The organism is Rhizobium sp. 3T7, assembly GCF_020166565.1.
Classification (GTDB): domain Bacteria; phylum Pseudomonadota; class Alphaproteobacteria; order Rhizobiales; family Rhizobiaceae; genus Rhizobium.
In genome coordinates this window covers 1-18,920 of record NZ_JAIQXS010000023.1, presented here as the reverse complement: position 1 = coordinate 18,920, position 18,920 = coordinate 1, and the positions used below count along the sequence as shown (strand labels likewise).

The 18,920-nt window shown below is 59.5% G+C and carries 25 protein-coding genes and 2 pseudogenes; 11 read left to right on the top strand and 16 right to left on the bottom strand.

Going from position 1 to position 18,920, the window contains the following annotated elements:
- Positions 1-31 precede the first annotated feature (31 nt).
- The 4 genes from preA to K9B32_RS24245 all read right to left on the bottom strand — a co-directional run bounded on the left by preA (position 32) and on the right by K9B32_RS24245 (position 5,088).
- The gene (gene preA, locus K9B32_RS24260; RefSeq protein WP_224566858.1) at positions 32-1,345 is read right to left on the bottom strand and encodes an NAD-dependent dihydropyrimidine dehydrogenase subunit PreA; all 1,314 of its coding nucleotides are present in this window, start codon (positions 1,343-1,345) and stop codon (positions 32-34) included.
- A 15-nt stretch (positions 1,346-1,360) separates the two neighbouring features.
- Positions 1,361-2,722 (bottom strand): NAD(P)-dependent oxidoreductase, encoded by a 1,362-nt coding sequence (locus tag K9B32_RS24255; protein WP_224566856.1) that lies wholly within the window; start codon positions 2,720-2,722, stop codon positions 1,361-1,363.
- A 366-nt stretch (positions 2,723-3,088) separates the two neighbouring features.
- On the bottom strand, positions 3,089-4,096 hold the full coding sequence (locus K9B32_RS24250; RefSeq protein WP_263491085.1) for a sensor histidine kinase: 1,008 nt from the start codon (positions 4,094-4,096) through the stop codon (positions 3,089-3,091).
- Positions 4,097-4,293: 197 nt separating this feature from the next.
- Positions 4,294-5,088 carry a response regulator gene (locus tag K9B32_RS24245; protein WP_224566854.1) on the bottom strand — a complete coding sequence of 265 codons (795 nt, stop codon included), beginning with the start codon at positions 5,086-5,088 and terminating at the stop codon, positions 4,294-4,296.
- A gap of 299 nt (positions 5,089-5,387) precedes the next feature.
- Here K9B32_RS24245 and K9B32_RS24240 point away from each other — a divergent pair, with 299 nt between their 5' ends.
- Both K9B32_RS24240 and K9B32_RS24235 read left to right on the top strand, forming a co-directional pair.
- Entirely contained in the window at positions 5,388-5,549 is a 162-nt protein-coding gene (locus tag K9B32_RS24240) for a NepR family anti-sigma factor (protein ID WP_224566993.1), read from the top strand.
- 9 nt (positions 5,550-5,558) lie between these two features.
- Positions 5,559-6,113 carry an RNA polymerase sigma factor gene (locus tag K9B32_RS24235; RefSeq protein WP_224566852.1) on the top strand — a complete coding sequence of 185 codons (555 nt, stop codon included), beginning with the start codon at positions 5,559-5,561 and terminating at the stop codon, positions 6,111-6,113.
- Between the two features lie 88 nt (positions 6,114-6,201).
- On the opposite strand, the gene K9B32_RS24230 is transcribed toward K9B32_RS24235, so the two are convergent.
- From K9B32_RS24230 to hemP, 7 genes are all read right to left on the bottom strand, one after another.
- Positions 6,202-6,603, bottom strand: coding sequence for a hypothetical protein (locus K9B32_RS24230; RefSeq protein ID WP_224566849.1), 402 nt, complete (start codon positions 6,601-6,603; stop codon positions 6,202-6,204).
- Between the two features lie 9 nt (positions 6,604-6,612).
- Positions 6,613-6,972 carry a YqjD family protein gene (locus K9B32_RS24225; RefSeq protein WP_224566847.1) on the bottom strand — a complete coding sequence of 120 codons (360 nt, stop codon included), beginning with the start codon at positions 6,970-6,972 and terminating at the stop codon, positions 6,613-6,615.
- Positions 6,973-7,113: 141 nt separating this feature from the next.
- Positions 7,114-7,902 (bottom strand): heme ABC transporter ATP-binding protein, encoded by a 789-nt coding sequence (locus K9B32_RS24220; protein ID WP_224566846.1) that lies wholly within the window; start codon positions 7,900-7,902, stop codon positions 7,114-7,116.
- Positions 7,903-7,912: 10 nt separating this feature from the next.
- Positions 7,913-9,025, bottom strand: coding sequence for a FecCD family ABC transporter permease (locus K9B32_RS24215; RefSeq protein WP_224566844.1), 1,113 nt, complete (start codon positions 9,023-9,025; stop codon positions 7,913-7,915).
- Positions 9,026-9,027: 2 nt separating this feature from the next.
- Positions 9,028-9,924 (bottom strand): hemin ABC transporter substrate-binding protein, encoded by an 897-nt coding sequence (locus K9B32_RS24210; RefSeq protein ID WP_224566842.1) that lies wholly within the window; start codon positions 9,922-9,924, stop codon positions 9,028-9,030.
- Positions 9,925-9,931: 7 nt separating this feature from the next.
- Positions 9,932-10,984 (bottom strand): hemin-degrading factor, encoded by a 1,053-nt coding sequence (locus K9B32_RS24205; protein WP_224566840.1) that lies wholly within the window; start codon positions 10,982-10,984, stop codon positions 9,932-9,934.
- A gap of 9 nt (positions 10,985-10,993) precedes the next feature.
- Entirely contained in the window at positions 10,994-11,176 is a 183-nt protein-coding gene (gene hemP / locus K9B32_RS24200) for a hemin uptake protein HemP (protein ID WP_224566838.1), read from the bottom strand.
- Between the two features lie 140 nt (positions 11,177-11,316).
- On the opposite strand from hemP, the gene K9B32_RS24195 reads away from it, so the two are divergent.
- From K9B32_RS24195 to K9B32_RS24170, 6 genes and pseudogenes are all read left to right on the top strand, one after another.
- On the top strand, positions 11,317-11,760 hold the full coding sequence (locus K9B32_RS24195) for a hypothetical protein (protein ID WP_224566836.1): 444 nt from the start codon (positions 11,317-11,319) through the stop codon (positions 11,758-11,760).
- A gap of 59 nt (positions 11,761-11,819) precedes the next feature.
- The gene (locus K9B32_RS24190; RefSeq protein ID WP_224566834.1) at positions 11,820-13,109 is read left to right on the top strand and encodes a cell envelope integrity protein TolA; all 1,290 of its coding nucleotides are present in this window, start codon (positions 11,820-11,822) and stop codon (positions 13,107-13,109) included.
- A 111-nt stretch (positions 13,110-13,220) separates the two neighbouring features.
- Entirely contained in the window at positions 13,221-13,628 is a 408-nt protein-coding gene (locus K9B32_RS24185; protein ID WP_224566832.1) for a DUF2325 domain-containing protein, read from the top strand.
- Positions 13,625-13,894 carry a hypothetical protein gene (locus K9B32_RS24180; RefSeq protein WP_224566830.1) on the top strand — a complete coding sequence of 90 codons (270 nt, stop codon included), beginning with the start codon at positions 13,625-13,627 and terminating at the stop codon, positions 13,892-13,894. The genes K9B32_RS24185 and K9B32_RS24180 overlap by 4 nt, the downstream gene beginning before the upstream one ends.
- Positions 13,895-13,904: 10 nt before the next feature.
- Complete coding sequence (locus K9B32_RS24175) at positions 13,905-14,219, top strand: antibiotic biosynthesis monooxygenase family protein (RefSeq protein ID WP_007790189.1); 315 nt, start codon at positions 13,905-13,907, stop codon at positions 14,217-14,219.
- Between the two features lie 30 nt (positions 14,220-14,249).
- Positions 14,250-14,589: pseudogene (locus K9B32_RS24170) on the top strand (bleomycin resistance protein).
- 4 nt (positions 14,590-14,593) lie between these two features.
- Here the strand turns inward: K9B32_RS24170 and K9B32_RS24165 are convergent.
- Positions 14,594-14,962, bottom strand: a complete 369-nt coding sequence (locus K9B32_RS24165) for a DUF423 domain-containing protein (RefSeq protein WP_224566828.1) — start codon at positions 14,960-14,962, stop codon at positions 14,594-14,596.
- 8 nt (positions 14,963-14,970) lie between these two features.
- Entirely contained in the window at positions 14,971-15,360 is a 390-nt protein-coding gene (locus K9B32_RS24160) for a group II truncated hemoglobin (protein WP_224566825.1), read from the bottom strand.
- Positions 15,361-15,506: 146 nt separating this feature from the next.
- On the opposite strand from K9B32_RS24160, the gene K9B32_RS24155 reads away from it, so the two are divergent.
- From K9B32_RS24155 to K9B32_RS24145, 3 genes are all read left to right on the top strand, one after another.
- Positions 15,507-16,067 (top strand): TetR/AcrR family transcriptional regulator, encoded by a 561-nt coding sequence (locus tag K9B32_RS24155; RefSeq protein ID WP_224566824.1) that lies wholly within the window; start codon positions 15,507-15,509, stop codon positions 16,065-16,067.
- Between the two features lie 14 nt (positions 16,068-16,081).
- Complete coding sequence (locus K9B32_RS24150) at positions 16,082-16,423, top strand: SMR family transporter (RefSeq protein ID WP_224566822.1); 342 nt, start codon at positions 16,082-16,084, stop codon at positions 16,421-16,423.
- A 162-nt stretch (positions 16,424-16,585) separates the two neighbouring features.
- Positions 16,586-17,428, top strand: a complete 843-nt coding sequence (locus tag K9B32_RS24145) for an aspartyl/asparaginyl beta-hydroxylase domain-containing protein (protein ID WP_224566820.1) — start codon at positions 16,586-16,588, stop codon at positions 17,426-17,428.
- A 307-nt stretch (positions 17,429-17,735) separates the two neighbouring features.
- Here K9B32_RS24145 and K9B32_RS24140 read toward each other — a convergent pair whose 3' ends face one another.
- The 3 genes and pseudogenes from K9B32_RS24140 to K9B32_RS29185 all read right to left on the bottom strand — a co-directional run.
- Positions 17,736-17,960: a hypothetical protein gene (locus K9B32_RS24140; RefSeq protein WP_224566818.1), complete on the bottom strand. Its 225-nt coding sequence runs from the start codon at positions 17,958-17,960 to the stop codon at positions 17,736-17,738.
- Between the two features lie 249 nt (positions 17,961-18,209).
- Complete coding sequence (locus K9B32_RS29190) at positions 18,210-18,479, bottom strand: aminotransferase class I/II-fold pyridoxal phosphate-dependent enzyme (RefSeq protein ID WP_411969746.1); 270 nt, start codon at positions 18,477-18,479, stop codon at positions 18,210-18,212.
- A gap of 8 nt (positions 18,480-18,487) precedes the next feature.
- Positions 18,488-18,693, bottom strand: a pseudogene (locus K9B32_RS29185) (histidinol-phosphate transaminase); the annotation flags it as partial.
- Positions 18,694-18,920: the final 227 nt, after the last annotated feature.

The following is an 18,920-nucleotide window of genomic DNA, read 5'->3' as shown; positions in this document are numbered from 1 at the left end:
CGGAGATGTTTGCGCGGCGTTTGTCTTTGACCTACTCCGCCGCCTGGCGGGCCATCGGGTTGTTCGGATGGGTCGTCCAGTTTGCGTAGTTCGGATCGACGATCTTGCCAGTGCGCTTGTCGAGGTCGCCGACGGGGAGCTGCTCCATGGTAATGCAGTTCTCGACAGGACAGACATTGACGCAGAGATTGCAGCCGACGCATTCCTCTTCCATCACCTCGAAGTGCCTGACGCCATTGACGAACTGGGTGATCGCCTGGTGCGAGGTGTCCTCGCAGGCGATGTGGCAGCGGCCGCACTTGATGCAGGCGTCCTGGTCGATCTTCGCCTTGGCGATGTAGTTGAGGTTGAGATACTGCCAGTCGGAAACATTCGGCACCGCGCGGCCGGTGATGTCGTCGAGGTTGCGATGCCCCTTGGCGTCCATCCAGTCGGAGAGGCCCGTGATCATCTCCTGCACGATCTTGAAGCCGTAGGTCATCGCCGCCGTGCAGACCTGCACGTTGCCGGCGCCGAGCGCCAGGAACTCCGCCGCATCGCGCCAGGTCGTGATGCCACCGATGCCGGAGATCGGCAGGCCGTAGGTTTCCGGATCGCGGGCGATCTCGGCGACCATGTTAAGCGCGATCGGCTTGACCGCCGGGCCACAATATCCACCATGGCTGCCGCGCCCGTCGATCGACGGCTCCGGCGAGAAGGTGTCGAGGTTGACCGACGTGATCGAGTTGATCGTGTTGATCAGCGACACGGCATCGGTACCGCCGGCCTTGGCAGCCCGCGCGGGCTTGCGGATATCGGTGATGTTGGGCGTCAGCTTGGTGATGACGGGCATGCGCGTGTACTGCTTGCACCAGCGCACGACCATTTCGATATATTCCGGCACCTGCCCAACCGCGGAGCCCATGCCGCGCTCGGACATGCCGTGCGGACAGCCGAAATTAAGCTCGATGCCGTCGGCGCCGGTCTCTTCGACCAGCGGCAGGATCGACTTCCAGGCATTTTCTTCACAGGGAACCATGATCGAGGCGATCAGCGCTCGGTCCGGCCAGTTCATCTTCACCTGCTTCATTTCGCGCAGGTTGGTGGAGAGGTCGCGGTCGGTGATGAGCTCGATGTTGTTCAAGCCGAGCAGACGACGGTCGGCGCCCCAGATCGCGCCGTAGCGCGGGCCGTTGACGTTGACGACAGGCGGGCCTTCCTCGCCGAGGGTCTTCCAGACGACGCCGCCCCATCCGGCCTTGAAAGCACGCTCGACGTTGTAGGCCTTGTCGGTCGGCGGTGCCGAGGCCAGCCAGAATGGGTTGGGCGACTTGATGCCGACGAAATTATTGCGGAGATCAGCCATTGTTCATTCTCCCCTTCACGCGACGGCAACGGCCGGCTGCGCGCCGGCAGCAAGCACGCGGTTGATGGATTCAGCGGCATCGCGGCCTTGCGCGACGGCCGAGACGGTCAGGTCGTCGCCGCCGAAGACGCAATCGCCGCCGGCCCACACGCCATCCAGCGAGGTCTTGCCTTCCGCATCGATGGCGATGCGGCCGGACTCCATGCGCAGCGCGCCGAGGCCGGAAGCGTCGAAGGTCTGGCCGATCGCCTTGAAGATCTGGTCGGCGGCAATGACACCCGTCTCTCCCGTCGTCGACAGGCGACCATCGACGAGCTTGGTATATTCCACCTCGATCGCGGCAACCTTGCCGTCCTGTGCGAGAATGGATTTTGGCGCCAGCCAGTGGCGGATGATGACGCCCTTGGATGTGGCGAGATCCTGCTCGAATTCCGAGGCGTTCATATGCTCCTTGCCGCGGCGATAACAGATCGTCACTTCCTCGGCGCCCAGCAGCTTTGCCTGCACGGCGGCATCGATCGCCGTCATGCCGCCGCCGAGAACGACGACGCGGCGGCCGATGGCAACGTCACCCTTGTCTGCGGCCTGGCGCAGGCCGGCAATGAAGTCGACGGCGTCATCGACGCCTGGCAGGTTTTCACCATCGACACGCAACGCATTGACGCCGGCAAGGCCGATGCCGAGGAAAACGGCATCATACTGCGATTGCAGATCCGCGAGAGAGAAATCGCGGCCGAGCTGTTGGTCATGTCTAACGTCGATGCCGCCGATCGCCAGAACGTAGTCCACTTCCTTCTGCGCGAAGTCGTCGACCGTCTTGTAGGTGGCGATGCCATATTCGTTGAGGCCGCCGGATTTCGGCCTGGCGTCGTAAATCACGACATCATGGCCCTTCACAGCAAGGCGATGGGCAGCCGCAAGACCTGCCGGGCCCGCGCCGATGACGGCAATCTTCTTTCCGCTCGAGGTAGCACGGCTGTAAAACTGCATGTCCGCCTGCATGGCCGTGTCGGTGGCAAAGCGCTGCAGACGGCCGATTTCGACGGGACGTTCTTCCGCCGTGTTGCGCACACAGGCCTGCTCGCACAACTCTTCGGTGGGACAGACGCGAGCGCACATGCCGCCCAGAATGTTCTGGTCGAAGATCGTCTTGGCCGATCCGAGCGGATTGCCGGTGGCGATCTGCCGGATGAAGAGCGGAATGTCGATGGAGGTGGGACAGGCCGTCATGCACGGCGCGTCGTAGCAGAAATAACAGCGGTCGGCAGCGACCAGCGCCTCGTGCTTATCGAGGCGCGGATGAAGATCGGAGAAGTTCGACTCGTACTCGGCGGGCGAAAGCCGGCCAGCACGAATCCCAGTTCCCAGTCGTTCCATTGAAGTTCCCTCATTATTGGTAAACGGCCAGTAAGGGAAAGCGTAACTCAGGTTCAAAAATTTATCAAACGGTAAAATTTTTGCCGTGCGTACCTGTTATCATATTGTTTTTATATGGCTATTTTCCCCACCTTGGAGTGCCGTCCGACCTCGATCGTGTCCTGCAGATAAAAAAATGAAAAAATCGACTTTTTCTCGTCCGTTCGGGGAACCATTCGGATACTTGCCCGTTACTGCGGTATCCGAACGATGACCGCATCGACCCAACATGCGCGCCCCCAACCCATCGTTCGGACGTACTCACGGTCCCCTCCCGGTGAGTGAAAGAACAGCCGGTGCGCCGCCCTCGCACTGGCTGTTCTTCGTTTAGTGCATGGCTGCCTGCCGAGGAGGACGCCGGAGAATCTCGAACTCGGCGTCGGGAATGACCAGATGATATTCGATCCGGCCTGGTACCAGCGTGAGTTCGGCCTTGCCGTTTACGGAGGAGGGGACGACGCGTTCGAGCACCGTCCTGCCGAAGCTGTTTTCGCTGAATTCATGAATCTCCGTCGGATCGCACAGCGTCTCCGCCCATGAAACCTCGATTGCCTTTCGCCCGGCGGAGGCGACTTCGTGGCAGCTCAAGGTGACAGCAGGTTTGCTGCCGGCGATCGCTCCATAGGAAGCCGAATTGACGATCAATTCGTGCAGTGCCAAGCCGACATGCACGGCGGCATTGGGTGTCAGGTGGACGTTTATCCCGGAGATCGGCAGCGGCCCTGCGGTCTCAGGCCAATAGGGCGCGAACTGCTTTTCAGCGAGTTCGAACAGGAAGGCGCCGCGCCAACTGGAGTCGGTAATCAAGTCCTGCGAATTCGACAGCGATTGCAATCGCCCGCGGAATTTCGCCAGGAAGCTATCCAGCGATATGGTGTTGCGGGCTGTTTGTGTGGCGATGCCCTGAATAATGGCCAGGAGGTTCTTCGAGCGGTGCGATAGCTCGCGAAGAAGGGACTTCAGCACTTTTTCGCGATGCCGCGCCTCCGTTACCTCGGATATGACGGTAAGGATGCCCATGGCGTGATCCGTGCCAACGCGCTGAATCTTCAGTTCGTACGTGCGTTTTTCCCCGTCGATCGAAATGTCGACCTCGGTTGTCGTCTGCTTCCCGGTTTCGAATACCTGCTGCTTCAGCTTCTCCAGGTTGCGCCCATGTGTCTCGCCGAAGAGATCGGCGTCAGTTCCGCCCGGTATTGCAAGCGGCTGAAAATATAGAGGAAGGTTATCGGCATAGGTGATCGACAGGCCAGGATCTTGGTAGATCACTGAAATCCCGGCACTTGCGAGCGAGCGTTGCAGTAGAACCACTCTGCCTTCCAGCGCGAAGGGCATGCCGGGCACCGGTTCATTCCTGTTCACCTAGTCGCCTTTCCCATTTTTGATCCTTCCTCACGGCGGAGGAGGGTGCCCATTGATCGGGAAACTTATCCTAGAAGAAAGCGCTAAAAGAATACTTTAAGGCCGGAAAAGCGTTCCAGATTCTCCGAAAACGCGTTTCCGTTCTCTTTGTTCCTCGCGTCGCCATTTCCTCAGGCGGCGGCCTTGGTGGATTGGTTGAAGAAAAGTGCCTGACTGATCAATGCTTTGACCATGTCCGGATTGAACGGCTTTGTGACCAGGAACGTCGGCTCCGGCCGTTCGCCCGTCAGCAGTCGCTCCGGAAAAGCGGTGATAAAGATCACTGGCACGCTCGCGGTCTTGAGAATGTCGTTGACCGCATCGATGCCGGAGCTGCCGTCGGCAAGCTGGATATCTGCCAGAACCATGCCCGGCCGGGTCCTGTTATAAAGCGCAACCGCTTCGGCATGGGTGCGGGCGATGCCGGTAACACGGTGGCCGAGGCTTTCCACCATTTGTTCGATGTCCATCGCAATCAGTGGCTCGTCCTCGATGATCATGACATCAGTGGCAACCTGTCGAGAGATCTCGCGCGATGCGTCGTCAAGCAGGCTGACGACTTCGTCTTCTTCCACGTCCAGAATCTCCGCAATTTCTCCAACCCGAAAGTTCTCGACGGAGGCGAGGATAAAAGCCTGGCGGGCGCGCGGCGAAACCTTGGCGAGGTTCAGCGTTGCGCGCTGCTCCCACGCATAAGGCGAGGCAGGTTCAGGAATCTGGACCGTGACGGAACCAAACAGCGAGGTGAAAAGTTTGTACAATGCAACGCGGTCATCCGCGGTATCCGGGAAAATGGATATATCGGTAATGATCGCCTCGAGTACGGCGGCTACATAGGCGTCGCCCGACGTCTGCGTTCCAGTAAGCGCGCGGGAATAACGACGCAGATAAGGAAGGTGCGGCGCAATTCGAGTCGAAAGTGTCATTTATAGCTCCCAACAGGCCGGTAAGGGGCCTCAATGGCGATTAAAACGCGGCGGACTGTAAAAATGTTCCTGACATATAGGAACTTTTTTTTCTCAGCAGCATTATCGTGCCTACAAACAGAGGGCTCATCGCATTTGTTTCATGACACGCAACGGGATGTTCGCCAATCAGCCTGCCCAAGCGGCTTATTTAGTTAAGACGAACTTAATCATGGCGGCGTGGCAGGACGGGCGGATAACAAGTAAAGTGACGATTGATGACGACACGGAAGAATGAAAAGGATCGGCAGCGGCTGGAAATGCGCGCAAGCGATATCCTCGACCCGAACAGCCAGATCGGGGTGAAGTTGCGATCGCTTTATGCTGCCGTGCAGGACGAGGCAATTCCGGAGCGCTTTCTCGATTTGCTCGAGAAGCTTGACCAGGCTGAGCTGGTCGCTTCGGCCAAGGCCGCGAAGTAAGGTGGCTCCATGGAAAAGCAGCAACCAAGCTTCAAACGCGAGCTCCTTGCGTCGCTTCCGAGTCTTCGAGCCTTTGCCATTTCGCTGATTGGACGTCACGATCGGGCGGATGATCTGGTTCAGGACACCATCATGAAGGCCTGGGCAAAGCAGGACCATTTCGAGATGGGCACCAACATGAAGGCCTGGCTCTTCACGATCCTGCGCAATGAGCTTTACAGCCAGATGCGCAAGAGCGGACGCGAGATTCAAGATAGCGATGGTTTGTTCACTGAGTCCATGGCGATGCACCCGGCGCAGTACGGGGCGCTCGATCTTCAGGATTTTAAGAAGGCGCTCGATCAGTTGCCCCCCGATCAGCGTGAAGCGATCATTCTGGTCGGCGCATCGGGGTTCTCCTACGAAGAAGCCGCGGAAATCTGCGGATGTGCCGTCGGCACGATCAAGAGCCGCGTAAACCGCGCTCGCCAGCGTCTGCAGGAGCTCCTTCAAATTACGGGCGAGGCGGATTTCGGACCTGACGCGACATCGTCGCCGCTTACGTCCAAAGCTTTTGCCTTCTGACACTTGCCCAGATACCGAGAAAGAGGCCGGCTGCCTCGAGGCGCCGGCCTTTCTCGTGTAGCACAGTAGCAGAAGAGTTATCTAAGTGTCAGTCGTCTCGCTTGGAGCCCATGAGATTAGCCGCGACGATCGCTGCGAGGACCCCGGCCGTCAATAGGGGCTGAGCCCGGACGAGGCCAATGCCGACTGCGGCAAGCGATTCCAACGCCTGCTTGCGTTCCTTGGCGCGACGCGCCTCCTGCGCATTGATCACCATCATGATGATGAGAACGACGACGGCGATCAGCAGCGCCGCGGCAGCCAGGAATAGCGCCGCGCCTATGGGCCCATAAATGCCTGAGAGCCATATCGCGCCAGCGACCACCGCGAGCGTATAGGCGGTCAACAAGAGTACGACGGCAATCGCAATGAAAATACCGTTGCGCTTCGTCCGCGCAACGGTTCGGTGAACACTCGTGCCTACCAGCAGGCTGAGAAGAGGGAAGAGCATCTCGCCTCCTTAACGGCGGGCGAGGAGGGCGAGGACGAGCCCGAAGGCTGCCGCCGCGCCGATGGTGGCTACGGGATGCCGGCGTACCGTGTTGCGCACTTCCCGCGCGCCGCGAAGGTAGCCCTCCTGCAATTCGTGGATCAGGTCTTCGCTGCGTGACAGTAGATCGTCGTAGCTGGTTGCTGCCTGATAGCGAAGTCGATCACCGGACTTCCGCGACTGCTTTCCAGCGATCTTCGTCAGGGCCGCGATGTCATCGCGAAGAGCCTCGATCTGCTCTTCGATGGTGGATTCAATGTTGTGAAGCGCGCCGCCATTGCGCCGGCTGCGAATGGGGTGGAGGAGCGAAGAGGCCACGATTTTCTCCATCGGTAAGGCGCGCTTTGATGCGGCCTGGTTCAACACAGGGCCGTCACCGAAGTTTGCATGAAGATTGTCCCCCGGCAATGACCCACATGATCAGTTGCTTAACGCGGTCGACCTTCAAAAGTTCCGCTACGCTGGATTGTATCAGGCCTGAACTGCACTATGAGCAAGCACGAAGGGTGTGCCGTCTGTTGGAACCTGATTGATCCGCAGGGCACAGCCAAAGACGGATTCCATGGTCTCATCCGTCAGCACGTCGCGAACGCTGCCTCTCGCAGCCACTTGCCCGGATTTCATGAGGATGATCTGGTCGGAGAAGAGCGCGGTCAGGTTGAGATCGTGCATGACGGCGATGACGCCGCCACCGGCTTCGCAGAATTTGCGCGCCAGTGTCATGATGGTCAGCTGATGGCTGATGTCGAGGCTCGACACCGGCTCGTCGAGCAGGAGCCAGCACGGCTTTTCGTCGACGACGGGCTCAGTGATCTGGCAGAGAACGCGGGCGAGCTGCACGCGCTGCTGCTCACCGCCGGAAAGCTCCTGATAAAAACGTCCCTCGAAGCCCCCGAGATCGACAGCGGCCAGTGCGTTCGCCGCAGTCTGCTCGGCTTTCTCAGGGCGATTGACACCGGCGGTCAAGCCCATCCGCACCACTTCGCGCACCGTGAACGGGAAGGAGATCGAGTTTGCCTGCGGCAGCACGCCACGCATCGTCGCCAACTGCCATGGCTGCAGCGCGCTCACATCCTGCCCGTTGAGGCGAATGGAGCCCGCATAGGGGAGTTCGCCAGAGACGGCCTTCATCGTCGTCGTCTTGCCTGACCCGTTCGGACCGGCGATCGCCGTCAACTGGCCAGCCTGCGCGGTGAAGCCGACCTGACTAACAATGGTCTTGCCGGAAAGGCGTACGGAAGCGCCGGATACTTCGATCATTGCTTGATACTCAAAGGGCAAGGCGTGCGCGATGCCGCAACAGAATCCAAAGGAAGAACGGGCCGCCGACAGCGGCCGTAATAATGCCGATCGGCAATTCGGCCGGCGCGACGATCGTCCTGGCAAGGACATCGGCGAAAATCAGCAGCGAGCCGCCGAGAAGTGCGGAGGCGGGCAGCAGGAAGCGGTGATCGGGGCCGATCGACATACGCAGCACGTGGGGAACCACGATGCCGACGAAACCGATGCCGCCGCTGACGGCGACCGAAGCACCCGTCGCTGCGGCGACGCTGACGATGGCAATAGTCTTCAACCGCTGTACGGGGATGCCCATGTGGAACGCCGTCGCTTCACCGAGCGTCATGGCATTGAGGCCGCGGGCCATGAACGGCATGGCGGCAAATGAGAGAAGAATGATCGGGGCGGCGGTGGCAATCTTTGCCCATGTTGCTCCGGCAAGCGATCCCATGCCCCAGAAAGTGAGGTCGCGCAGCTGCTGATCGTTAGCCATGTAGATCAGCAGCCCGGTGAGCGCGCCGGCAAGCGAGCCGAGCGCGATGCCGCCAAGCAGCATCGTGGCAACCGAGGTCTGGCCGTTGCCGGTCGCAATCCGGTAGAGTAGCCACGTGCTGGCAAGGCCGCCGCAGAAGGCTGCGAGCGGCAGCGCATAGATGCCAAGCAGAGCGTAGAGCGGCGCGGCAAAGGTGCTGGCGAGCACGATGATCACCACTGCACCGAGGCTCGCACCCGAGGAGACGCCGACAAGGCCCGGATCCGCGAGCGGATTTCGGAACAGGCCCTGCATGACGGCTCCCGAGACGGCAAGCGAGCCGCCAACCAGGAAGCCCAGGATCGCGCGAGGCATGCGGATATCGAAGATGATGATCCGGTCGCGCGCAGTCAGCGCCTCATCCGACCCCGCCATGTTTGCAATCACGTCGAGGAACGAGGCGTTAGAAGCGCCCGTTCCCACCGAAAACAACAGGGACAGGACGGAGCCAACCGCAAGCAGAACGATCGCCAGCAGAGCAAGGCGGCTCCGGTCACCGGCCCTGTGAAGGTCCCGGAGACCTGTCAGCGAAAACATGGCGCGCTTCTGTCCCATGGCGTCCTGCAGGGCCATCATCAGCTTCCGTAGATCGCCGCGTTCAATTCACGCACGGCGCCCGCGGTGCGGGGGCCGAAACCGAGCAGGTGCAGGCCGTCCATGCGGATGATCGCCTTGTTCTGTGCCGCGGGTGTCAAGGCCAGTGCGGGCTGCTTGAGAAGATCTTCATTCTTCGTGGCCGAGCCGTCGCCGCGGTTCATCATCAAGATCACGTCGGGCTTGGCTTCCACGATCGCTTCGTCGGTCAGCGGCTTGTAGCCGGGGAAGTTTCCCACTGCATTGACGGAGCCCGACAGCTTGATGATGCCGTCGGCCGCCGTGTCGGTTCCGGAGGCCATGATCTTGCCGCCCTGCATGCTGAGAATGAAGAGTACGCGCTTGCGCTCGCCTTCGGGGCGCTTCTCAGCGTCGGCGATCGCCGCGTCGAGGTCCGCGCCGACCTTCTCTTCCAATGACCTTGCCTTGTCGGGCTGACCGAGGAGATCGCCGACCCGGTCGATCTTCGCGAGGATGCCTTCGCGCGTATAGGCGTTAGGCACGGTCTCGAAAGGGACGCTCGCGCTCTTCAGCACGTTCAGCGCTTCCGGCGGTCCGGATCCCTCGATGGCGATGATCGCCGTCGGGTTCATCGCAAGGATACCCTCCGGCGACAGGGCGCGCATGTAGCCGACATCGGGCAGCTTCATCGCCGCTTCGGGATACATGCTTGTCGTGTCGCGCGCGATCAGCCGGTCCTGCTCACCGAGCGCATAGATGATCTCGGTAACGTCGCCGCCGACGGATACGAGGCGGGTCGTATCCAGTTTCTCGGCCGCCAAGGCATCTGAGACAGGAGCCAGCGACAGCGCAATAGCCGCCGCCGAAAACGCCAGTGCCCAAAGCCACTCGTGGCGCGGTTCTTTACGCATCGTCATCCCTTTCTCAAGCTGCGACGCTCGTTCCTGCGCGCGGCAGGTTTTCCATGATCGAGCGCCAGTCGTCGCGCTCTTCGGTGCCTTCCTTGCGCTTGCCGAAGAACTGGATGATCATTTCTCCCTCGGCATTATAGGCCTCGAGCGACGTCACATGGCCGTCCTTTGTCGGCTTGCGTACGGCCCAGGTCTCGGCAATGTGATCCTGCCGAAGGTGCAGGTGGAAGGTCGGGTCGAGAACGTTGATCCATGGACCCATCGGCTGCACGTTGAAGATCGGGCCGGAATGGATCTGCACGATGCCGTTGTTGGCGACGAAGCACATGATCGGCAGGCCCGCCTTGACCGAAGCATGCATCATCTCTGCCGTCGCCGTATTGTCGAGCTGCCAGGCATAGTCGTCGCCAACGGTACGCACGGCGGCCTGGCGGCCGATCTTCAGCTTGCGCAGCATACCGAAGAACTCATGCGTGTCGGTGAGCTTGCTCCAGTGCTGGCGCAGCTCGTCGCGCGTGACCGCGCCGCTTTCATCCATCGAAGACAGCGTCAGATCGGCGACGAATTCCTGTGACTGATCCTCAAGCTTCAGATCCCGGACGATGGCGTCATAGGCCTCGACATTGGAGTTCGGGCGAAGATGTACCTTGTGAACTGCGTTCCCGGCCCTGTCGAAGTACTGCAGGCTGAGACGCTCCTGGTCGCCATCCTTCTTGGAGACGGCATAGGCATGCGCCCAGCGATTGGGGAAAATGCGCAAGTCGATGTTTTCCCCAAGCACGATCGAAGCGTGCGGTCCGGCGGTGATGTTCTCGTAGACGCCGATCTTCTCGTGAACGGCACTTTCGTTGCGGGAAAGGGCCATGACTTCGCCGAGTTCAGCTGCCCGCTCCAGAAGCTTTAAGGCGCTACCGTCGATGCGGGTTGCGCTGATGCCAACCTCGGCCGCGACGAGTGCAGCTTCCGAAATCTGAAGCTGAGCAGCGATATCGCGCTCACGCATCCTCGGATTTTCTGCGCGAAATGCGCGAATGTCGGCGGGAGCCGGTTTCGTGGTTTCAGTCATGTCCTAGCCCTACTTATTGAGAATGAGTTTTCCCTGACGGGTGATTTTCATGCGGTAGACCACGCCGCCGTGACGGATCATGATCTCGCTCGCTCCGCGAAAAATGTCTGCACTTTCCAGAACGCGCATTTCTGCGGTTGGTTGGCGCTGCAGCGACGCGTGACTAAAGCTATCTGGCTTCTCAACCATCATTTCGGTCGGTTATTTCCGCTCGATCCGCGGCGCCCAACGCCGGGAAAATCCATAATTATCTTGACTTTCATAGTCATCATTTTTTAATGACGCAATAGCGGAGTTTATAAGTCAAGTTTTAGTGTCTACTGATGGAAGGAATGGCAGTGAGCAAGGTTGCAGCGCTTTTGACAAGCGGTCTGATCGCGGTTGCGGGTGCATCGCATGTTTTTGCTCAGGATGCTGCAGCGGCCTCGCCGGCCAAGGGCCTTGAGGTCGAGCTGAACGGCTTCGCGGCCTCGCAGAAGGGCTGCATGATGACCTTCGTTGCGCTCAACAATCTGGCCGCGCCGATCAACAAGATCTCTTTCGAGCTTGCTTTCTTCAACGATAAGAATGCGGTCGACCGGGTCACCGTGTTGGACTTCCGAGATCTGCCGCAAGGTAAGAAGCGCGTGCGCCAGTTCGATATGCCGAACGTCAAGTGCGAGAGCGTGACGCGGCTGTTGATCAACGATGCGCCGGTCTGCGATGGGCCGGCTGCGGGCGAGTGCATGAAGGGTCTTGTCACCCGTTCACAGGTCTCCGTTCCTTTCGAGGGTTGAGTGGTTCGCCGGCATGACAGCCGGCGGTTTTCTGTTTCAACTGGCCGAGGCAGGCGCAAATGGCAGTTTCAGCAAAATCCAAATCGAGAGTCATTCTCGTTGAGGAACCGGTCGCTGAGGGCGGAATGAACGACAACAATCCCGGCATGCATCCCGGGCATGAATTGTCTGATCTTCGCAATGTGCCACGCCAGCCAGCCGCAGAAGTCTCCATTCACTACGCCCGCCTGGCATTGATTGAATCCTTCCCGCAGGATCCGCAGAGTGCGAGCAACACCGTCGTTGCCGCGCCATCGATGGATGCGACCGTCGAAAAGGAAGAGAGCGCAAAACCACGTCAGCGCGATGTGGTGATGGCTTGTTTCAGCTCTTTCGCTTGCCATGCGGCTGTCATTGCAATCCTGGTCGTCGGGTTCGTGGTTACACCACACGATCCAGTCGAAGAGGCTGGCGAGGTGGTGAGCGTCATCATCCTTGGCGATTCGGAGGCGGATCAGGCGGCAGCGGGGGAGAAAGCTGAGGAGCCTCAGCCCGAACAGATCGTGGCCGGGACCGTGCCGACCCAGACTATACAGCCGACTGCAGTAACGCCCATGGAGACAGAGCCAACGGAACCGGTGACTGTTGCGCCCACGCAAGAGGTGACGCGCGTTTCCCCGCAGAATGTGGTCGCGGTGGAGCCCGAGGTTCTGACTTCTCTGTCGCCTGCAGAGACATCCGTCGTGCAGCCGATGGCGACGGAAGTGCCGGCCGAGGTTCTTGCGAAGGCGCCTCCCGTCGCCCAGGCGGCGCCGGAAGAGGTAAAGCCGGTCCAGCCGATGGAGACAGCGACGGTCGCTCCCGAACCGGATGAGCCCACACCTGAACCTAAGCCGAAGGCGGAAAAGCCAGCTACCAAACCCGCCGAGAAGAAGGAGCTGCCGAAGAAGGCCAAACCATCTGCGGGGTCCGGCGGCGAAAACAAGCAGGATTCCAAGAAGGGATCGGCCGAGGGGACCGAGACAGCAACATCGAACCAAAATTCGCGTGGCTCCGGTAGCAGCGGCGGTGGTGGGAGCGCAGCCGTTGCCAACTATCCCGGCAAGGTGCAGGCACGGATCAAACGCTCTGTCAGGGTGCCGTCGGAGTACAAGCGTATGAGCGCGTCCATGAGTGTTCGCGTTCGCCTCACAATTGGAGCCAGCGGCGATCTGAACGGTCTTTCGATCGCGCGCAGTTCAGGTATTCCCGAGCTGGATCAGGCTGTTGTCGACGGTATTCGCCGAGCGGCGCCGTTCCCTTCGCTCCCCAGCGAGTGGGGTAAGCCGGTCTGGTCATTCAGTCAGGATGTTCAGGTGACGGGTCGCTGACAAAATATGACTGATACAATCAACTTTATACTTTACTCTAAAAATCAAGTTTAATAAGGTCCCCCGGCACACGCAGGTTCGTGTGACGATCAACGAGCGAACGGGTGGGCAATGGCTCGAAAGACGAAGAAGGGTTCCAACCGCGAGATCCGCGTCGACGCTGGTATCGAGACGGTTCAGGAAGCGTCCGGGCGGTCCAAACTTGATGGACGCAGTTTCCTGTATGTCGGCGGACGGGACTGCCAGGTGGCGCATCTTCGCCAGATCGCAAGCAACTTTGGGGCAGAGCTGATCCACCACGACGGCGGCTTGCGCGAGGCGGTCTCCCGCATCGATACCGTGCTTCCCTCGGTCGACTGCGTTTTCTGCCCGATCGACTGTATCAGCCACGATGCCTGCCTGCGCGTGAAGACCGGCTGCAAGAAGTTCGGCAAGGCCTTCATCCCGCTTCGAAACGGCAGCAAGTCCAGTTTGGAACGTGCGCTACAGACAATGAACGAACGAGACATATCCCGATGAACGAAGAACGCCCCGACGGGGTCATGATGATCGGCCTGCACAAGCTTGCCGCTCAAAGAGGTGACGGTCTTGTGCCGGAGCTTTACGACCTGCTGCTGCGGAATTCCGAGCGGCGTAGAGACTATCCCAACGTGTCGGAGTTTCCTCTGTGGGAGACACGCATGCCCGGGCAGCAGCCCGAAAGGCCACTTGGTTTGGAGGCGGCAAACGGCAATAATGTTGTGGCCTTCGCGCCGGCGCGCGCCAGTGTGAAAAACAAAGCGTAGGGATCATTCCATGTATATTGCGATGAACCGCTTCAAGGTTGCGATCGGATCCGAGGCAGATTTCGAGGAAGTCTGGCGCAATCGCGATTCCAGCCTCTCGCAGGTTCCCGGCTTCGTCGAGTTCCGCCTGCTGCGGGGCAAGACGAATACGGAGGAGGAGTACACGCTGTTTTCCTCGCATACGCTCTGGCAGAGCGAGGAAGACTTCGTGAACTGGACGAAGTCGGAAAACTTCCGTGCCGCGCACCGTAGTGCCGGTGAGCGCAAGGCCATGTACAAGGGGCCGCCGGTTTTCGAAGGTTTCAACGTGGTGCACGGCATCTGAACGGCCAAGGTCGATCCCGATCGAGTTGAAATCCTGCCCGTTCTGCCATCGCTTGATCTCGATGAGACGCTGGCCTTCTATCGCGACGAGCTTGGCTTCAACCGGATCATCCACCCGTCCTCAGACTATCTGATCCTGCGCCGCGATGAGATGGAGCTGCATTTCCGGCTGGCGCGCGACCGAGCGCTATGCGAGGCGACGTCCGTCTACCTGCGTGGCGGTCGCATAGCCGCGCTCCATTCGGAAATATCAAGGGAAGCGCGTGGCGCATCTGGCCCGCTTGAGCGACGGCCGTGGGGTATGGAAGAATCCTCTTATCCATGACCCGCACGGCAACCTGTTGCGGTTTGGGCGCATACCCGTCAGCTGATCGATCAGTTCCGGCGGAAGAAGGCGCCCACCGCGATCGCCAGCCAGCCGAACATCATGGCAAATCCGCCCGTGGGCGCCGCCATCGGAAACAAGCCGGAACCCGCATAACGCAAAGCCACGAGATCGCCGGCAAACAGAAGTGTGCCAGCGCCTATGAGTATGCCGGCAAGCCAGGCGGTCCTTAGTTTCTCGGCGCCGATGGCAAGAGCCAGCAGGGCAGGTGCGTGCGCCAGGCACATTGCCGAAGCCGAAGCAACGAGATGCGCGTCGCCGCCGCCATGCGCCGCGGCTGCGGACAGCGCCACGCCAGCAAAACCGAACAGGCCGGCCAACAGATAGAATAGCGGCGCGATACGCGTGTTCAGCGTCATGGTTTTTCCTATTCCTTGTTCTGCATGTGATATGCGAGCCGTTCGATGGGCGGCAGGATGATCTCGCGCAGCTTCGGATTGGCGATGGTTTCTTCAAGCGCGCGACGAAAGCAGTGCAGCCACTCATCGCGTTCCACGGGGCCGATCTCGGCAACAAAATGGCGGCTTCTGAGGCGCGGATGGCCGTGTTTGTCCGTGTAGAGCGGCGGGCCGCCGAGATATCCCGTCAGGTATTCGTAGAATTTCTCTTCGCTGCCTTCCAGCGTCGGCGGATGGACGGCGCGAACGTGCCTCGCCTCCGCCAGCGTCTCCATCAGCTCATAGAAGCGGTGCGTCAGCGCACGCACGGCCGCGTCGCCGCCAATTGCCTCGTAAAGCGTAATGACTTTTTCCGTCACGGTTCCATTCCTCGAAATCGAACTCTTAATGCACTGCGAGGAAGAGGACTGCAACCGCTCGGATCAGGACGCGGCAATTCGTCCGTCGTCGGCTTGGTGATTATAAATTTCTTGACAAAACCGTCTGGACGGTATCTTTTGTTGATATGTCACTCGCTCATCATCGCCGCAAACAGCCTCTCGTCGTGCGCCAGCAGCTGCTGGACGTGGCCGCTCGGCTGACAATGGAGCAAGGTATGGGTGCTGTGACACTGGATGCAGTGTCCGGCGCATCAGGCGTCAGCAAGGGCGGGCTCTTGCACCATTTCCCGACGAAGAACGCGCTGCTTGACGCCCTCTTCGAGAGTCTTCTGGATCGGTTCGATGCTGATATCGATGAGCGCATGCGAAAGGATCCGGTGCCGCATGGCCGTTTCAGTCGCGCCTATCTTCATGCTGTTGCGGATCTTAGGGACAGTCCCGATGAGTCCGCGCACTGGGCGCAAGTAACGGTTGCGCTGCTCGCCGAGCCGCGGCTTCGGCAGCGCTGGCGCGCATGGGTGCAGGATCGGACGGAGGAATACGTCGGCACGGATTCGTCCATCGACGCGCAGATCGTTCGGTTCGCTGCCGATGGGCTCTGGCTCGCCGACATGCTGGCCAGTCATGATAACGGCGGGGACCGCCAGGCGCTGATCGCCCGTCTCGTCGAATGGACGAACAAGTAGAGTAGGACCCCGCCATGGCTCCAGCTGCTGTTTATGCGCTGCTCTTTGCTGCGATCGCGCTCGAGGTGATCGGCACGACGGCGCTGCAGCTGTCGCAGCAGTTCACCCGCGTCGGGCCGACCGTTGTTCTGGTTGTCTGCTACGTGGCGGCATTCTATTGCCTGTCGATGACGCTGAAGATCATTCCCGTTGGCATCGCCTATGCGATCTGGAGCGCGCTCGGCATCGTGCTGATTTCCGCCGTCGGTCTCATCTATTTCAAGCAGCGGCTTGATGCGCCGGCGATCATTGGGCTCGGGCTGATCATTGCCGGCGTGCTGGTGGTCAACCTTTTCTCGAAATCCATCTCCCATTGATTTCGCCGACATCCGGGCTTATCTGGCTAACCACCTTCGCCCACTGCGATCCCTCAGACGTCGTCGCGACATTTGACCGCCGCCGCGCGGGCTTGTGAAAAATGCTGCCATATCCATATCTTCTTGAACTTTTCACCGCTTATTCTACGCATTGGACACCCCATGACTGACGGTACCGCTGACGCAGGTCTTTCCGAAAATCCATCCGCAACCGAGGGCCAATCCTTCAACACCGCCGGCATCGCGCCGATGGATCGACCGAGCGCGATCACGCGCTTTTTCATGGGTATCGTTGCATGGGCGGAAAAGCTGAACTTCAGATACGCCAAGCTCGGCAATCCGCCTGTCTACGATGCCGCCACATTTCCCTGGGCCTCCGAAGTGGAGAAGGCGTGGCCGCAGATCCGGTCAGAACTGGACCGTGTGCTCGTGCGGCAAAGCGAACTGCCGACATTCCAGGACATCTCGACTGACGTGAAGACGATTTCCAGCGATAGCGGCTGGAAGACCTTCTTCCTTGTCGGCTTCGGCGTGAAGTCGGAACAGAACATCAAGGCGTGCCCGCAAACCTGGGAAGCGGTGCAGAAGATTCCAGGATTGAAAACCGCCATGTTCTCGATCTTCGAGCCTGGCAAACATCTGCCGGCTCATCGCGGACCTTATAACGGCGTGCTTCGCCTGCATCTCGGCATGATCGTGCCGGAGCCTGCCGACAAGCTGGCCATCCGGGTCAAGGACCAGATCTGCCACTGGCAGGAGGGCAAGGCTCTGATTTTCGACGATGCTTACGAGCACGAAGCCTGGAACCATACCGAAAAGACGCGTGTCGTGCTGTTTGTTGATTTCGTGAAGCCGTTGAAGTTCCCGGCCCGCTTCGTCAATTGGGCGCTGATGAACCTTGCAGTGTTTACACCCTTCATTCGTGAGGGGCTGGATAACCACAAGGAATGGGAAAAGAAGTTCTATGCGGAAGCGGAAGCGTTCAGAAACAGGCCGCAGAATTGAACGCCAATCGTAGAACCAATAGATAGCCCCCAGCCAGTTGTTTGGGGATCAGTCGAGAACCTGCACGCGCAGTGCGTCGGGGGCATCGATGATGTGGCGGTTCGACCACAGCGTAGGCCATTTCGGATTGTCGCGGGGACCGGGGTGACGACGACATCGGCCGGAATGGACTGCCGACGACGATCGGCTGCTGGATCACAACGGGCGCGGTCGGCGCAGCTGCACTGGGCATAGGTGGCGACTTGCGCCGGCGCCCACCACATCGTCAACTGCAGCCCCAACGAGACCCGCCAGCGGTCGACGGCGCTCAGTTGCTATTGGCCGCCATTGCCTTGCGTTTCGCTTTGGTGGCCAGATACATGACATAGTTTTCCGCAGCATCGGCGAGATGAAGAGCAATTTCCTCTTCCCGCCATCCCGCCGCTACCGCGCGACGGACAACTTCGGTGATTGCCGTTTTGCAGACGGTTTCGCATTCCCGCGAGCGTCCCATATCTTCGGCGCTATATTTCGGAGAATTGATGTTCGTCATGGCAGCAAGGTGCCACAATCTGGCGCGTTTTCAACAGGATGCTAATAGAGTGGTTAGCCGGTATGGTTAAGCGTGTGGGGCAGGTTAAGACGCGGCCGCCGTGTTTGCATCAAAAAGAAAACGGCGGCCGGGCATGCACTAATATGGTACTTCCAACGCTGCCAATATGTGCCGTTTTCGTAAGGAACGCTTCATGGCGTTTTGCGCTCGAATAGTCGTCGCTCACAACGATATTTCGCCCGACCGGCCTCAAACTTCCGAATATGAATTCGGCAGTATTTGTTTGAAAGCTGCCAAGAGCTTATCGCATTCAGCGTCTGTTCCAATGCTGATGCGAAGATAGTTTTCTATGCGTTCCATCGGGAAATGCCGGACCAGGACCGCTTTGTCCCGCAATCCCGCAGCCAAGTCCGCACCGGATCTTTCGCGATGCCGTGCAAACAGAAAATTGGCGGATGATTGGAGAACGTCAAAACCAAGCGCTCGCAGAGCGATGGTCAGGCGCTCCCGGCTCGCCATAATCAAATCACGGTTTTGCGCAGTCGAAAGGCTGTCGGGTCCGGATAGAGCCGGAGAGTATCGTTTGCTGCTTCTGATATCGCTGCGAGGGCAAGTGGCGATGTGCCGTAAGGATTTTCATTGGTGTTCAGTTTGACCAACCCGCTCATTGTCGGTTGCTGCCCGCAACGTAGGGGGTCAAGGAGTGAACAAGCGGACTCCAAAAACGACTCATTGTAACTTCCAATTCGGGACTGTCGCAAATATCCCAATTAAAGCGGCAGTTTAACGTCTGATTTTTGTATCGTCGCAAAATCGGAGTCCGGCGGCAACCGGCTCAACGAAGATATCTTCGGCAGGTAGCACCAACTAAAACGGACCATCAGCAAGCGGGTTCAAGCGCTTGCTGATGGTCCGATTCTACATGGGCTGCCCCGCTGTGGGCGGGGCTTTTTGTCTGCT

Bases quoted from the DNA above. Each gene is read 5' to 3' on its own strand.
- preA (WP_224566858.1), bottom strand. From the start codon at position 1,345: ATGGCTGATCTCCGCAATAATTTCGTCGGCATCAAGTCGCCCAACCCA.
- K9B32_RS24255 (WP_224566856.1), bottom strand. From the start codon at position 2,722: ATGGAACGACTGGGAACTGGGATTCGTGCTGGCCGGCTTTCGCCCGCC.
- K9B32_RS24250 (WP_263491085.1), bottom strand. From the start codon at position 4,096: ATGCCCTTCGCGCTGGAAGGCAGAGTGGTTCTACTGCAACGCTCGCTC.
- K9B32_RS24245 (WP_224566854.1), bottom strand. From the start codon at position 5,088: ATGACACTTTCGACTCGAATTGCGCCGCACCTTCCTTATCTGCGTCGT.
- K9B32_RS24240 (WP_224566993.1), top strand. From the start codon at position 5,388: ATGCGCGCAAGCGATATCCTCGACCCGAACAGCCAGATCGGGGTGAAG.
- K9B32_RS24235 (WP_224566852.1), top strand. From the start codon at position 5,559: ATGGAAAAGCAGCAACCAAGCTTCAAACGCGAGCTCCTTGCGTCGCTT.
- K9B32_RS24230 (WP_224566849.1), bottom strand. From the start codon at position 6,603: ATGCTCTTCCCTCTTCTCAGCCTGCTGGTAGGCACGAGTGTTCACCGA.
- K9B32_RS24225 (WP_224566847.1), bottom strand. From the start codon at position 6,972: ATGGAGAAAATCGTGGCCTCTTCGCTCCTCCACCCCATTCGCAGCCGG.
- K9B32_RS24220 (WP_224566846.1), bottom strand. From the start codon at position 7,902: ATGATCGAAGTATCCGGCGCTTCCGTACGCCTTTCCGGCAAGACCATT.
- K9B32_RS24215 (WP_224566844.1), bottom strand. From the start codon at position 9,025: ATGGCCCTGCAGGACGCCATGGGACAGAAGCGCGCCATGTTTTCGCTG.
- K9B32_RS24210 (WP_224566842.1), bottom strand. From the start codon at position 9,924: ATGACGATGCGTAAAGAACCGCGCCACGAGTGGCTTTGGGCACTGGCG.
- K9B32_RS24205 (WP_224566840.1), bottom strand. From the start codon at position 10,984: ATGACTGAAACCACGAAACCGGCTCCCGCCGACATTCGCGCATTTCGC.
- hemP (WP_224566838.1), bottom strand. From the start codon at position 11,176: ATGATGGTTGAGAAGCCAGATAGCTTTAGTCACGCGTCGCTGCAGCGC.
- K9B32_RS24195 (WP_224566836.1), top strand. From the start codon at position 11,317: ATGGCAGTGAGCAAGGTTGCAGCGCTTTTGACAAGCGGTCTGATCGCG.
- K9B32_RS24190 (WP_224566834.1), top strand. From the start codon at position 11,820: ATGGCAGTTTCAGCAAAATCCAAATCGAGAGTCATTCTCGTTGAGGAA.
- K9B32_RS24185 (WP_224566832.1), top strand. From the start codon at position 13,221: ATGGCTCGAAAGACGAAGAAGGGTTCCAACCGCGAGATCCGCGTCGAC.
- K9B32_RS24180 (WP_224566830.1), top strand. From the start codon at position 13,625: ATGAACGAAGAACGCCCCGACGGGGTCATGATGATCGGCCTGCACAAG.
- K9B32_RS24175 (WP_007790189.1), top strand. From the start codon at position 13,905: ATGTATATTGCGATGAACCGCTTCAAGGTTGCGATCGGATCCGAGGCA.
- K9B32_RS24165 (WP_224566828.1), bottom strand. From the start codon at position 14,962: ATGACGCTGAACACGCGTATCGCGCCGCTATTCTATCTGTTGGCCGGC.
- K9B32_RS24155 (WP_224566824.1), top strand. From the start codon at position 15,507: ATGTCACTCGCTCATCATCGCCGCAAACAGCCTCTCGTCGTGCGCCAG.
- K9B32_RS24150 (WP_224566822.1), top strand. From the start codon at position 16,082: ATGGCTCCAGCTGCTGTTTATGCGCTGCTCTTTGCTGCGATCGCGCTC.
- K9B32_RS24145 (WP_224566820.1), top strand. From the start codon at position 16,586: ATGACTGACGGTACCGCTGACGCAGGTCTTTCCGAAAATCCATCCGCA.
- K9B32_RS24140 (WP_224566818.1), bottom strand. From the start codon at position 17,960: ATGACGAACATCAATTCTCCGAAATATAGCGCCGAAGATATGGGACGC.
- K9B32_RS29190 (WP_411969746.1), bottom strand. From the start codon at position 18,479: ATGGCGAGCCGGGAGCGCCTGACCATCGCTCTGCGAGCGCTTGGTTTT.